The 11,903-nt window shown below is 53.2% G+C and carries 22 protein-coding genes; all 22 read right to left on the reverse strand.

Annotated elements, in window-relative coordinates:
- Positions 1-30: 30 nt before the first annotated feature.
- From WAO31_RS05520 to rpsJ, 22 genes are read right to left on the reverse strand one after another with little or no spacing between them, the layout of a single operon-like run.
- On the reverse strand, positions 31-609 hold the full coding sequence (locus WAO31_RS05520; RefSeq protein ID WP_509591242.1) for an adenylate kinase: 579 nt from the start codon (positions 607-609) through the stop codon (positions 31-33).
- Positions 606-1,919: a preprotein translocase subunit SecY gene (secY, locus tag WAO31_RS05525; protein WP_509591244.1), complete on the reverse strand. Its 1,314-nt coding sequence runs from the start codon at positions 1,917-1,919 to the stop codon at positions 606-608. The genes WAO31_RS05520 and secY overlap by 4 nt, the downstream gene beginning before the upstream one ends.
- Positions 1,920-1,942: 23 nt before the next feature.
- Positions 1,943-2,695 (reverse strand): 50S ribosomal protein L15, encoded by a 753-nt coding sequence (gene rplO / locus WAO31_RS05530; protein WP_509591246.1) that lies wholly within the window; start codon positions 2,693-2,695, stop codon positions 1,943-1,945.
- Positions 2,695-2,880: a 50S ribosomal protein L30 gene (rpmD, locus tag WAO31_RS05535; RefSeq protein ID WP_509591248.1), complete on the reverse strand. Its 186-nt coding sequence runs from the start codon at positions 2,878-2,880 to the stop codon at positions 2,695-2,697. The genes rplO and rpmD overlap by 1 nt, the downstream gene beginning before the upstream one ends.
- A gap of 5 nt (positions 2,881-2,885) precedes the next feature.
- Positions 2,886-3,551 carry a 30S ribosomal protein S5 gene (rpsE, locus tag WAO31_RS05540; protein WP_509591250.1) on the reverse strand — a complete coding sequence of 222 codons (666 nt, stop codon included), beginning with the start codon at positions 3,549-3,551 and terminating at the stop codon, positions 2,886-2,888.
- Positions 3,548-3,925: a 50S ribosomal protein L18 gene (rplR, locus tag WAO31_RS05545; RefSeq protein ID WP_509591252.1), complete on the reverse strand. Its 378-nt coding sequence runs from the start codon at positions 3,923-3,925 to the stop codon at positions 3,548-3,550. Before rplR ends, rpsE begins: the two co-directional genes overlap by 4 nt.
- A gap of 2 nt (positions 3,926-3,927) precedes the next feature.
- Complete coding sequence (gene rplF / locus WAO31_RS05550; protein ID WP_509591254.1) at positions 3,928-4,464, reverse strand: 50S ribosomal protein L6; 537 nt, start codon at positions 4,462-4,464, stop codon at positions 3,928-3,930.
- 2 nt (positions 4,465-4,466) lie between these two features.
- A complete protein-coding gene (rpsH, locus tag WAO31_RS05555) occupies positions 4,467-4,865 on the reverse strand; it encodes a 30S ribosomal protein S8 (RefSeq protein ID WP_509591257.1) in 399 nt (132 codons plus the stop codon).
- Positions 4,866-4,911: 46 nt separating this feature from the next.
- The gene (rplE, locus tag WAO31_RS05560; RefSeq protein WP_509591260.1) at positions 4,912-5,631 is read right to left on the reverse strand and encodes a 50S ribosomal protein L5; all 720 of its coding nucleotides are present in this window, start codon (positions 5,629-5,631) and stop codon (positions 4,912-4,914) included.
- Positions 5,631-5,990 carry a 50S ribosomal protein L24 gene (rplX, locus tag WAO31_RS05565; protein WP_509591263.1) on the reverse strand — a complete coding sequence of 120 codons (360 nt, stop codon included), beginning with the start codon at positions 5,988-5,990 and terminating at the stop codon, positions 5,631-5,633. The genes rplE and rplX overlap by 1 nt, the downstream gene beginning before the upstream one ends.
- 2 nt (positions 5,991-5,992) lie before the next feature.
- Complete coding sequence (rplN, locus tag WAO31_RS05570) at positions 5,993-6,361, reverse strand: 50S ribosomal protein L14 (protein ID WP_509591265.1); 369 nt, start codon at positions 6,359-6,361, stop codon at positions 5,993-5,995.
- Positions 6,362-6,420: 59 nt separating this feature from the next.
- Complete coding sequence (gene rpsQ / locus WAO31_RS05575) at positions 6,421-6,708, reverse strand: 30S ribosomal protein S17 (RefSeq protein ID WP_509591267.1); 288 nt, start codon at positions 6,706-6,708, stop codon at positions 6,421-6,423.
- Positions 6,708-7,052, reverse strand: a complete 345-nt coding sequence (rpmC, locus tag WAO31_RS05580) for a 50S ribosomal protein L29 (protein ID WP_509591269.1) — start codon at positions 7,050-7,052, stop codon at positions 6,708-6,710. The genes rpsQ and rpmC overlap by 1 nt, the downstream gene beginning before the upstream one ends.
- Entirely contained in the window at positions 7,052-7,471 is a 420-nt protein-coding gene (gene rplP / locus WAO31_RS05585) for a 50S ribosomal protein L16 (protein ID WP_509591272.1), read from the reverse strand. Before rplP ends, rpmC begins: the two co-directional genes overlap by 1 nt.
- Positions 7,472-7,477: 6 nt before the next feature.
- Entirely contained in the window at positions 7,478-8,290 is an 813-nt protein-coding gene (gene rpsC / locus WAO31_RS05590) for a 30S ribosomal protein S3 (protein ID WP_509591274.1), read from the reverse strand.
- Positions 8,290-8,682, reverse strand: a complete 393-nt coding sequence (rplV, locus tag WAO31_RS05595; protein WP_509591276.1) for a 50S ribosomal protein L22 — start codon at positions 8,680-8,682, stop codon at positions 8,290-8,292. The genes rpsC and rplV overlap by 1 nt, the downstream gene beginning before the upstream one ends.
- A gap of 33 nt (positions 8,683-8,715) precedes the next feature.
- Complete coding sequence (gene rpsS, locus WAO31_RS05600) at positions 8,716-8,997, reverse strand: 30S ribosomal protein S19 (RefSeq protein WP_509591278.1); 282 nt, start codon at positions 8,995-8,997, stop codon at positions 8,716-8,718.
- A gap of 17 nt (positions 8,998-9,014) precedes the next feature.
- A complete protein-coding gene (rplB, locus tag WAO31_RS05605) occupies positions 9,015-9,851 on the reverse strand; it encodes a 50S ribosomal protein L2 (protein WP_509591280.1) in 837 nt (278 codons plus the stop codon).
- Between the two features lie 14 nt (positions 9,852-9,865).
- The gene (gene rplW, locus WAO31_RS05610) at positions 9,866-10,165 is read right to left on the reverse strand and encodes a 50S ribosomal protein L23 (protein WP_509591282.1); all 300 of its coding nucleotides are present in this window, start codon (positions 10,163-10,165) and stop codon (positions 9,866-9,868) included.
- Positions 10,166-10,171: 6 nt separating this feature from the next.
- Positions 10,172-10,831 carry a 50S ribosomal protein L4 gene (rplD, locus tag WAO31_RS05615; RefSeq protein WP_509591284.1) on the reverse strand — a complete coding sequence of 220 codons (660 nt, stop codon included), beginning with the start codon at positions 10,829-10,831 and terminating at the stop codon, positions 10,172-10,174.
- A 5-nt stretch (positions 10,832-10,836) separates the two neighbouring features.
- Positions 10,837-11,490, reverse strand: a complete 654-nt coding sequence (rplC, locus tag WAO31_RS05620) for a 50S ribosomal protein L3 (protein ID WP_509591286.1) — start codon at positions 11,488-11,490, stop codon at positions 10,837-10,839.
- Positions 11,491-11,501: 11 nt separating this feature from the next.
- Positions 11,502-11,810, reverse strand: a complete 309-nt coding sequence (rpsJ, locus tag WAO31_RS05625; protein WP_213342623.1) for a 30S ribosomal protein S10 — start codon at positions 11,808-11,810, stop codon at positions 11,502-11,504.
- Positions 11,811-11,903 lie beyond the last annotated feature (93 nt).

Raw genomic sequence — 11,903 nt, forward strand, 5'->3', positions numbered from 1 at the left:
TTTTACTCTGCTTGACTGTCTAGGAACAATCTAGCTCTGACTCTTGGCGTTGAGTGCTTCCACAATTCGGTTGGTCACATCATCAATTTCACCAAGGCCATCAACCATTACCAAAGAACCCCTTGCCGCATACATCGTAATTAGGGGAGCAGTTTGCTCCTCATAAACCGCCATGCGGTTTCTGATTACATCTTCGGTGTCATCGGATCTGCCCTGATCGATTGCTCTCTTGGCAAGACGCCTTACAACCTCATCTGGGTCTGCGGTTAATTGAATAACGGCATCGAGCGACCCCTTGGTTTCTTGCAAGATTGCATCTAGCTCATTAACCTGATCAGCGGTTCTCGGGTAACCGTCGAGTAAGAATCCATTCGCGCAGTCTGGGTTTTTTAGTCGGTCGCGAACCAGTTCGTTGGTGAGCGAGTCTGGAACGTAAGCACCGCTATCCATATACGACTTAGCTTCAAGGCCAAGCGGAGTTTCGTTTTTTACGTTCTCGCGAAAGATGTCCCCGGTGGATATGGCTGGGATTCCAAAGACTTCCGACAGTTTTGAAGCCTGGGTTCCCTTGCCAGCCCCAGGTGGGCCGATCAAGAGAAGCCTTATCACTTCAGCAGACCGTCGTAGTTACGCTGCTGCATCTGAGCGCTGATCTGCTTGACTGTCTCAAGCCCAACGCCCACGATGATCAAAATGGAAGTTCCACCGAACGGGAAGTTCTGGTTGGCGCCAACCAGTGAGAAGGCAACCAGTGGAATCAAAGCGATCAGACCTAGGTAAATCGATCCCGGGAAGGTCACGCGAGAAAGTACGTACTCAAGGAATTCGGTGGTCGGACGACCGGCACGAATACCAGGGATAAATCCACCGTACTTTTTCATGTTGTCGGATACTTCTTCAGGGTTGAAGGTAATCGCAACATAGAAGTATGTAAACCCGATGATTAGGAAGAAGTACAAAGCCATATACAGCGGGTGATCTCCCTGGGTCAGGTAGTTTGAAACCCACTGAACCCAAGGGTCAACTCTTCCTTCTGCATCTGGCTGGTTGAACTGAGCGATAAGAGCCGGAAGGTACAGCAGGCTCGAGGCAAAGATAACTGGGATAACTCCAGCCATGTTTACCTTGATCGGAATGTAGGTGGACTGACCACCATAGGTCCTTCTTCCAACCATGCGCTTGGCGTACTGAACCGGAACTCGTCTTTGGGACTGCTCGACAAGAACAACCAAACCAACGATTCCAATACCGACCACGATTACAACAATCAGAGTCTCGATTGAGCGAGTCTCGGCGATTGCCAAAAGGGAGGATGGGAAAGAAGATGCGATGGAGGCAAAGATAAGAAGTGACATACCGTTTCCAACGCCGCGCTCGGTCACGAGCTCACCGAGCCACATGATCAAACCGGTGCCGGCGGTCATGGTGATAACCATCATGGTGATGGCCAAAGGAGATGAGTCGGTCAGAATCGGCAACACACAGTCCGCTCCAAACAGTGCTCCCTGACGGGCAACGGCAACCAAAGTGGTGGACTGCAATAGACCCAAAGCAATGGTTAGGTAGCGGGTGTACTGGGTCAAAATTGCCTGACCGGACTGACCTTCTTTGTGGAGAGTCTCAAAGCGAGGGATAACCACTCTAAGAAGCTGAGTGATGATCGAAGCCGTGATGTAAGGCATGATTCCAAGCGCAAAGATTGACAGCTGAAGTAGCGCTCCTCCGGAGAAGAGGTTCACCAGCTCATACAAACCGGAGGTGTTGTTGGTTTGTGCCAAACACTGCTGTACGTTTCCATAGTCAACGTAAGGAGCAGGAATAAAGGAGCCCAAGCGGAAGATCGCAACAATCGCAAGCGTGAAAAGCAGCTTGCGTCTTAGATCCGGGGTGCTAAAAGCACGAATCACAGCATTAATCAACTTGAGGCCTCCTGGCTACAGTGTTATTTGCTAACGGAGCCGCCAGCAGCCAAAATCTTGGATTTTGCCTGCTCAGAGACCTTGTCAACCTTTACATCCAGCTTAACCGAGATGTCACCGGAGCCCAGAACCTTAACAAGCTCGTTCTTGCGAACAAGACCCTTAGAAACTAGGTCGTTTACGGTCACGGCTCCACCCTGTGGGAAGTGCTCGACAAGTTTTTCTAGGTTTACAACCTGGTACTCAACTCGGAACGGGTTCTTGAAACCACGAAGCTTCGGGGTTCTCATTACTAGACGAACACCACCACCTTCGAATCCTGGGCGAACCTGGTATCTAGCCTTGGTTCCCTTGGTTCCACGACCTGCGGTCTTACCCTTGGAAGCTTCTCCACGACCAACGCGAGTGCGCTCGGTTTTTGATCCGGGAGCTGGACGCAAGTGGTGCAGCTTAAGAATCGGAGACTTCTCAGCAGGCTCTGCCTTTTTCTTCTTTGACTTTGCCTGACGCTCTAGCTTGACTACCTTCTCAACCTTTTCTACCTTGGCGGCAGCAGGCTTCTCGGTTGCTAGCTCGGAAGTCTTAGCAGCTGCCTTTTCGGTAGCTGGCTTCTTCTCAGCGGCAGGCTTTGCAGCGGCCTTGGCGGCAGCAGGCTTCTTCGCGGCAGCAGGCTTGGCGGTTGGCTTTGCAGCAGCTGGCTTCTTCTCAGCAGCAGGCTTGGCGGCAGCAGGCTTCTTAGCTGCTGGCTTTGCTGCAGGCTTCTTTTCTTCAGCCATTAGTTGATCTCCTCGACTACTACTAGGTGGGCAACGGTCTTAACCATGCCGCGAACTACCGGGGTATCCTCCTTGACGACAATGTCGCCAATTCGCTTCAGCCCAAGGCTTCGAAGAGTGTGGACCTGGTTTGGTCTCTCACTGATCTTGGACTTGATCTGGGTGACTTTTAGACGGGCAGCCATTTTCTCTAGACAGCCTTTCTTTGCTCGCGAAGTAGTCCCGCAGGGGCCACTTCCTCAATCGACAAACCGCGACGAGCTGCTACTGCAGATGGCTCTTCGAGCTGACGCAGAGCTGCAACGGTGGCGTGAACGATGTTTAGGGTGTTCGAGGATCCGAGTGACTTGGAAAGCACATCGTGAATGCCAGCACACTCCAAAACTGCACGAACCGGACCACCGGCGATAACTCCGGTACCGGCGGAATCTGGGCGAAGAAGTACTACACCGGCAGCTGCCTCACCCTGAACCGGGTGCGGGATGGTGTTTCCAACGCGTGGAACGCGGAAGAAGGTCTTCTTGGCTTCTTCAACACCCTTGGCGATAGCTGCTGGAACTTCTTTAGCCTTGCCGTAGCCAACTCCAACCATGCCGTTGCCGTCTCCGACAACTACAAGTGCGGTAAAGCTAAAGCGGCGTCCACCCTTTACAACCTTGGAAACGCGGTTGATTGTTACAACCCGCTCTAAGAACTGGCTCTTGGTTTCTTCGCGGTCGCGACGCTCTCCTCGTGGTGCACGGTCTCTGGAACCACGACGAGCTTCACGCTCGGCTGGCTCAACCGCTACAGCGGTAGCCGTTGCGGCACTAGCCTCGGTGTTTTCCAAGTTGGTCTCCTTGTTTTCTTCGCTCATAGCTTCAGGCCTCCCTCGCGGGCTGCATCAGCAACTGCCTGAATGCGACCGGCATACTTGTTTCCGCCGCGGTCAAAGACCACCTCGGTAATTCCGGCCTTCTTGGCACGATCGGCAATTGCTTGCCCGATCTTGGTTGCCTTTTCGGTCTTATCGCCCTTCATCGAGCGAAAATCTTTTTCCATGGTGGAAACTGACGCCAGGGTGACACCTTGAGTGTCATCGACTAGCTGAACAAGCATGTGTCGAGCGGATCGGGTTACAACCATGCGTGGGCGCATCGCGTCTCCGGAGATCTTCTTGCGAAGACGAAGGTGACGACGGACACGAGCAGCTGTTGAGCTCTTTCCGCGTAGTTTAGGAATTAGACCCATGATTACTTACCACTCTTTCCGGCCTTGCGACGAACAACTTCGCCGGCGTATCTAACACCCTTACCCTTATAAGGCTCAGGCTTACGAAGCTTTCTGATGTTGGCTGCAACTTCTCCAACGGCCTGCTTGTCGATACCAGACACTGTGATCTTGGTGTTTCCCTCAACGGCGAATGAGATTCCAGCCGGTGGGTCAACAGTGATCGAGTGTGAGTAGCCGAGTGAGAATTCAAGAGCCTGGCCCTTGGCTGCAACGCGGAAACCGGTTCCAACAATCTCAAGGCCCTTTGAGTATCCTTCAGTGACTCCAATAATCTGGTTGGCAATCAGGGTGCGGGTTAGTCCGTGCAGTGAGCGAGATGCTCGCTCGTCGTCTGGACGGGTCACGACGACCTGGCCGTCGGCCAGGGCAACAGTGATTGGGGATGCAACCGTTAGCTGTAACTGACCCTTCGGGCCCTTCACAGACACGTCTGATCCAGAAATGTTAACTTCGACGCCGGCTGGAACCGGGATCGGTGATTTTCCAATACGTGACATCTTTAGTAAACGTAGGCGATGACTTCTCCGCCTACTCCCTTCTTGGCAGCCTGACGGTCTGTTAGCAGACCTGATGATGTTGACAAAATGGCAATGCCCAGTCCACCCAAAACACGTGGCAACTCGGTTGACTTCGCGTAAACGCGAAGACCTGGCTTGGACACTCTCTTGATACCGGCGATTGATCTCTCGCGGTTTGGTCCATACTTCAAATCGATGGTAAGGGTCTTACCAACCTCGGCATCTGCGACTGAGTAATTCTTGATGTAACCCTCTTTTTTGAGGATCTCAGCAATCTGGCCCTTTAGCTTGCTGTAGGGCAAGCTAGCGCTCTCGTGGTGAGCCGAGTTTGCATTGCGCAGCCGGGTCAGAAAATCTGCGACCGGATCTGTCATTGTCATGGTTTGTGCCTTCCTCGGTGGTTTCCCATTATTGGGACCTCTCCGATTACTTGTTTGGTTTGATGAATGGGAAGCCGAGCGCGGTTAGTAGCGCTAAGCCCTCTTCGTTTCTCTTTGCGGTTGTCACGATGGTGATGTCCATGCCGCGTACGCGATCGATGTCATCCTGAGAGATTTCGTGGAACACGTTCTGCTCAGTAAGTCCGAAGGTGTAGTTTCCATTGCCATCGAACTGCTTTGGGCTAAGTCCGCGGAAGTCACGAATACGAGGTAGGGCCAGGTTTAGCAACCTGTCCAAAAACTCCCACATGCGATCCCCACGAAGGGTGACATGACAACCAATTGCCTGACCCTCGCGAAGCTTAAACTGCGCGATGGACTTGGTTGCAAGATTGATCTTTGGCTTCTGACCGGTGATTGCGGTAAGTTCCCGAACCGCACCATCGATTAGTTTGGCGTCCTTGGCAGCTTCGCCAACACCCATGTTCACAACGATCTTGGTGAGCCCCGGAACCTGGTGGATGTTCTTGAAGTCAAATTCCTTCATAAGCTCAGCCTTGATCTCGGCGCGGTAGCGCTTTTGAAGCCTTGGCTCGATGCGAACATAGGGCTTCTTCTCACCCTTGGCCTTGGCTGGCTTTTCTGCCTTTGCTGGCTTTTCTGCCACTACTTCCGAAGCAGCTTCCTCTTTAGCAACGTCCTCAACTAGAACCTCGGTTGCTGGAGCTTCGGTTGCCTCTGCAGCTGTGTCTTTTTCGTCAGCCATTAGATTTCCTTACCTGACTTAACCGCGATGCGGGTGCGAACGGTCTTTGACTTGCCACCCTTGGTGACAGTCTCAACCTTCGATCCGATGCGAGTTGGCTTCTTGGTGCTTGGGTCGATTAGGGCAACATTCGAGATGTGGATTGCAGCTTCCATAGTCTCGATGCCGCCAGTTCTTGCGCCCTTGTCGGTCTGACCAACCTTGTTGTGGCGGGTCATCATGTTGACGCCTTCTACGATTACGCGGTTTTTCACAAAGTCAACAGACAAAACCTTGCCCTGCTTGCCGCGGTCTCCACCGCGGTCAGCTTTGGCTCCGGAAATGACCTGGACTAGGTCGCCTTTTTTGATTTTCGGCATGATTAGATAACCTCCGGTGCGAGTGAAATGATTTTCATGAACTTCTTGTCGCGAAGCTCACGACCAACTGGGCCAAAGATACGGGTTCCGCGAGGCTCGCCGTCTGGCTTTACGATGACGGCTGCGTTCTCATCGAACTTGATGTAAGAACCATCGGCACGACGGGTCTCCTTCACGGTTCGAACGATAACCGCCTTGACGACCTCACCCTTCTTGACGTTTCCGCCAGGGATCGCGTCCTTCACGGATGCCACAATCAAGTCGCCGATACCCGCATAGCGGCGGCCTGAGCCACCGAGGATGCGGATTGCTAGCAACTCCTTGGCACCCGAGTTGTCGGCCACCTTGAGTCTAGATTCCTGCTGAATCACTTCATACTCCTTGTTAGTTGGTCAAAATCTTTCCGAAAGAAAAGATGCTGTCCGTTTGCTTACTTCGCTTTTTCGACGATCTCTACTAGACGCCAGTTCTTGGAAGCAGATAGTGGACGGGTCTCGCTGATAACAACGAGGTCTCCAATACCGGCTGAGTTTGACTCATCGTGAGCCTTGACCTTCTTGGACTGGGTGACAACCTTGCCGTAAAGCGGGTGCTTTACGCGGTCCTCTAGCAGTACCACGATGGTCTTGTTCATCTTGTCGCTGACTACGTAGCCACGACGTGACTTGCGGTAGCCGCGGCTTGAAGCTTCTGCAGCAGCGTTCTTGGTCTCAGCCATTACTTGCTCTCCTTAGTTTCGGTCTTTACTTTTTTAGGAGCAGCTTCTTTCGTAGCGGCTTCTGCATCGGCAGGCTTGTCAGCCTTCTTGGCTTTTGAAGGAGCCGGGGCACTAACGGCTGGAACAGCCCTGATGCCAAGCTCACGCTCGCGAATGATTGTGTAGATGCGGGCGATGTCGCGCTTTACAGCGCGCAGTCTTCCGTGCGACTCAAGCTGACCAGTTGCGGACTGGAAGCGAAGGTTGAACAGTTCTTCCTTAGCTTTTTTTAGTTCCTCAATCAGTAGCGAGTCCTCGATCTTGTCGAGGTTGTCAACGATTAGATCCTTTGAGCCGATCGGCATTATGCGTCACCTTCCGTTCTCTTGATGATGCGAGCCTTAAGCGGCAGCTTGTGAATCGCACGAGTCAGAGCTTCCTTGGCCAACGCCTCGGTAACACCGGAAACTTCGAACAAAACTCGTCCAGGCTTCACGTTGGATACCCACCACTCAGGGGAACCCTTACCGGAACCCATACGGGTTTCTGCAGGCTTCTTGGTTAGAGGACGGTCTGGGAAGATGTTGATCCAAACTTTTCCACCACGCTTGATGTGACGGGTCATCGCGATACGAGCTGCCTCGATCTGACGGTTGGTCACGTAAGCAGGAGTTAGCGCCTGGATTCCCCACTCGCCAAAGCTCACAACAGTTCCACCGGTTGCAGCGCCTGAACGCTTCGGGTGGTGCTGCTTGCGGTGCTTAACTTTTCTAGGAATTAACATTTTTGTTTACGCCTCCACGTTCTTTGGAGCTTCTTGAGCTGGGGCTTCAGCTGCCACCGCAACTGGAGCAGCTGCAGCTACTGGAGCAGGTGCCTGCGAAGGAGCTGAATCGCGTGGTCCACCCTCGCGACGAGGCCTACCCTGCTTAGGAGCAGCTGCAGTTTCGCGAGCTAGTTCTTTAGCGGTTAGGTCACCCTTGTAGATCCAAACCTTTACACCGATGCGACCGAAGGTGGTCTTGGCCTCGTAGAAGCCGTAGTCGATGTTGGCGCGAAGAGTATGAAGTGGAACACGGCCTTCGCGGTAGAACTCGCTACGGCTCATTTCTGCTCCACCCAAGCGACCGGAGCACTGGATACGAATACCCTTCGCTCCCTGACGGGTTGCTCCCTGCATTCCCTTACGCATAGCGCGACGGAATGCAACACGGGAGGCAAGCTGCTCGGCAACACCCTGAGCAACAAGCTGAGCGTCCATCTCAGCGTTTTTTACTTCCAAGATGTTTAGCTGAATCTGCTTGCCCGAAAGCTTCTCTAGGTCCGCACGAATTGCTTCGGCTTCCTGACCGCGACGACCGATGACTAGACCTGGGCGAGCGGTGTGGATGTCAACGCGCACGCGGTCACGAGTTCTCTCGATCTCGATGTGGGAAACTCCGGCACGGTCCAGACGCTGCGTCAATAGCTGACGTATGCGAATGTCCTCGGTGACGTAGTCCTGGTAGCGCTGACCCTTTTTGGTTGAGTCGGCGAACCAACGTGAACGGTGATCGGTCGTGATGCCGAGTCTAAAACCGTATGGGTTTACTTTCTGACCCATTACTTGCTCCTTGTTCCCGCGCTGGCTTTGTTGCCAACTAGTTCGTCTGGTGTGGCAACCACGATGGTGATGTGGCTGGTGCGCTTTAGGATCTGGAAAGCACGGCCCTGAGCACGAGGCATGAACCTCTTCAGAGTTGTACCTTCGTCAACGAAAGCGCGGGATACGAATAGGTCGTCCTCGTCAACGCTCAGGTTCTGCTTGTCAGCAATAACCTTGGCGTTTGCAACTGCCGACTGAACCAACTTGAAGATTGGCTCAGAAGCCTGCTGCGGAGCGAACTTCAAAATTGCCATTGCCTCTGAGGCCTGCTTGCCGCGGATTAGATTGACGACACGACGAGCCTTCATCGGGGTGACACGGATGTGACGCACACGTGCGACTGCTTCCATTTGTCTTACCTCTTCTCTCTTTGGGCGCCGCGGTTAACCGCGACGTCCTTTCTTGTCGTCCTTCACGTGTCCACGGAAGGTTCTGGTTGGGGCAAATTCGCCAAGCTTGTGACCAACCATGGTCTCAGTGACGAAAACTGGGATGTGCTTACGACCATCGTGAACCGCAATTGTGTGACCCAGCATGGCTGGAACAATCATCGAGCGGCGCGACCAGGTCTTGATCACATTCTTGGTGCTGGCCTCGTTCTGCTTCGCAACCTTCTGGAACAGGTGCTCGTCAACGAAAGGACCCTTCTTCAAACTTCTAGGCATAGTCTTTTCTTTCCCTACTAGCGCTTCTTGCCAACGGTGCGGCGACGGACGATCATCTTGTCTGAAGGAAGCTTCGGCTTACGAGTTCTTCCCTCTTTTTGACCCCAAGGAGTCACTGGGTGACGTCCACCAGAAGTTTTACCTTCTCCACCACCGTGCGGGTGGTCAACCGGGTTCATAACAACACCACGAACGGTTGGACGGACACCCTTCCAACGAAGTCGTCCCGCCTTACCCCAGTTGATGTTGGACTGCTCGGCGTTGCCAACTTCACCAATGGTTGCTCGGCAACGAGCGTCTACGTTTCTGATTTCACCGGATGGAAGTCTTAGCTGTGCGTAAGGTCCATCCTTAGCAACCAAGCGAACTGCAGCTCCAGCTGAGCGAGCCATCTTGGCACCGCCTCCTGGCTTTAGCTCGATGGCGTGGATCACGGTACCAACCGGGATGTTCTTCAAAGGAAGGTTGTTTCCTGGCTTGATGTCGGCAGAAGGTCCCTGCTCGATACGGTCGCCCTGCTTTAGCTTGTTCGGAGCAATGATGTAGCGCTTTTCTCCGTCTGCGTAGTGAAGCAGTGCAATGTTTGCGGTACGGTTCGGGTCGTACTCAATGTGAGCAACCTTTGCCGGAACGCCGTCCTTGTCGTGGCGACGGAAGTCGATCACGCGATACTGGCGCTTATGTCCTCCACCGATGTGACGAGTGGTAATTCTTCCTGCGGAGTTACGGCCACCGGTTTTGTTTAGTGGACGAAGCAAGCTCTTCTCAGGAGTTCCGCGAGTGATCTCGGCAAAGTCAGAAACCGAGGAGCCACGACGACCCGGGGTGGTTGGTTTGTATTTACGAATTCCCATTTATTTTCCTACCCCTAACCAATGCTCGAGAAGATGTCAATGGTGCCGGTCTTTAGAGTGACGATGGCGCGCTTTGAGTCCTTGCGCTTACCAATGCCGAAGCGAGTCTTCTTCTCTTTGCCAACGCGGTTCAAGGTGTTGACGGAAGCTACCTTCACTTTGAAGATGTGCTCGATGGCCTGCTTGATTTCGGTCTTGTTCGAGCGAGGGTCAACCTCGAAGGTGTACTTACCTTCGTCAATCAGGTTGTAGCTCTTCTCGGACACGATCGGACGCAAGATGACGTCGCGAGGGTTCTTGTTTAGGGCTGTCATTTTTTGTTAGCCCTCCTTCTGTGAAATAGGGCTCTTGTCTTGAGAAGCGATAAATACCTCAAGGGCTGCCTTGGTGAACACCACGTCGTCGCTCAATAGAACGTCGTAGGCGTTGACCTGGTCAACCGGCAGAACGTGAACGTGCTTCAGGTTTCTCAGGGACTTGTAGCTCAGGTCATCGCTTCTATCAAGCACGATTAGTGCGTTGCGACCCTTGGTTAGGTTCGCGATGATTCCCGCAGCTGACTTGGTGGATGGCTTGCCATCCTTGAATAGCTCTGCGACTACGTGCAGACGACCATTGCGAGCGCGGTCAGAAAGTGCACCCTTGATCGCAGCAGCAATCATTTTCTTAGGGGTTCTCTGCTCATAGGTTCTTGGCTTTGGACCGTGGGTCACGTAACCTCCACGCATGTGCGGGGAACGAAGCGAACCCTGACGCGCGCGTCCGGTTCCCTTCTGCTTGAAAGGCTTCTTTCCAGTACCGGAAACTTCGCTGTGCTTCAAGGTGGACTGGGTTCCCTGGCGAGCTGCTGCCTGCTGGGCAACAACAACCTGGTGCATCAGAGGAACGTTGGTCTGGACGTCAAAGATTTCAGCAGGAAGTTGAGCAGAGCCTGACTTCTTACCGGCTACGTCAACGATGTCGATGTTTGTTTCGGCCATGATTTCTAGGCTCCCTTCACAGCGTTGCGAACGAAAACTAGCTGACCCTTAGGACCTGGAACTGCGCCCTTGATAAGTAGTAGACCTTTTTCTAGATCCACCGAGTGAAGCTGCAAGTTCATTGCGGTCACGCGGTCGGTTCCCATGCGTCCAGCCATACGGGTTCCCTTGAATACGCGACCCGGTGTTGAGGTTGCCCCAATGGATCCAGGCTTACGGTGGTTTCTGTGCTGACCGTGGGATGCACCAACACCGTGGAAACCGTGGCGCTTCATGTGTCCCGCGAAGCCCTTACCCTTTGAGGTTCCAACTACGTCGAGCATTGAGCCAACCTCGAATACCTCAACGCCAATTTCCTGACCAACTGAATACTCGTGAGCATCGTTGGTGCGGATCTCTGCAAGGTATCTGCGAGGAGCAATGGAAGCCTTGGTGAAGTGACCGGTCTCTGGCTTGTTCACCTTGCGAGGCTCGATAGCTCCGTAGGCAACCTGCACGGCGGTGTAGCCATCGGTTTCAAGACTCTTGATTTGGGTGACAACGTTTGAGCCGGCTTCGACAACGGTGACCGGAATCATCTTGTTGTTAGCGTCCCAAACCTGGGTCATGCCGAGTTTCTTACCCAGCAATCCCTTGACAGTTCTATTTACGGTTGACATCTTTATTTTCCTTAGAGCTTGATCTCGATGTTGACGTCGGCAGGAAGATCCAGACGCATCAGTGAGTCAACCGCCTTGGGGGTTGGGTCAATGATGTCGATGACGCGCTTGTGGGTGCGCATCTCGAAGTGCTCGCGGCTGTCTTTGTACTTGTGCGGAGAGCGGATTACACAAATCACGTTCTTCTCAGTAGGCAGTGGAACTGGTCCAACTACAGTTGCGCCGGCACGGGTAACCGTGTCCACGATCTTGCGCGCCGATGAGTCAATGACCTCGTGGTCATACGACTTAAGTCGAATGCGGATCTTTTGTGCCGCCATCTTGACTCGCTTTCCTTTTATTTACTCATAAAAACGTTGGATCAACAGCTGTTGAACCGGTTCACCCACACCCGCGCTCGGGCGTGTCAAAAA

Origin of the sequence: Rhodoluna sp., from assembly GCF_049276775.1 — a bacterium.
In the GTDB taxonomy this organism is placed as follows: Bacteria; Actinomycetota; Actinomycetes; order Actinomycetales; family Microbacteriaceae; genus Rhodoluna.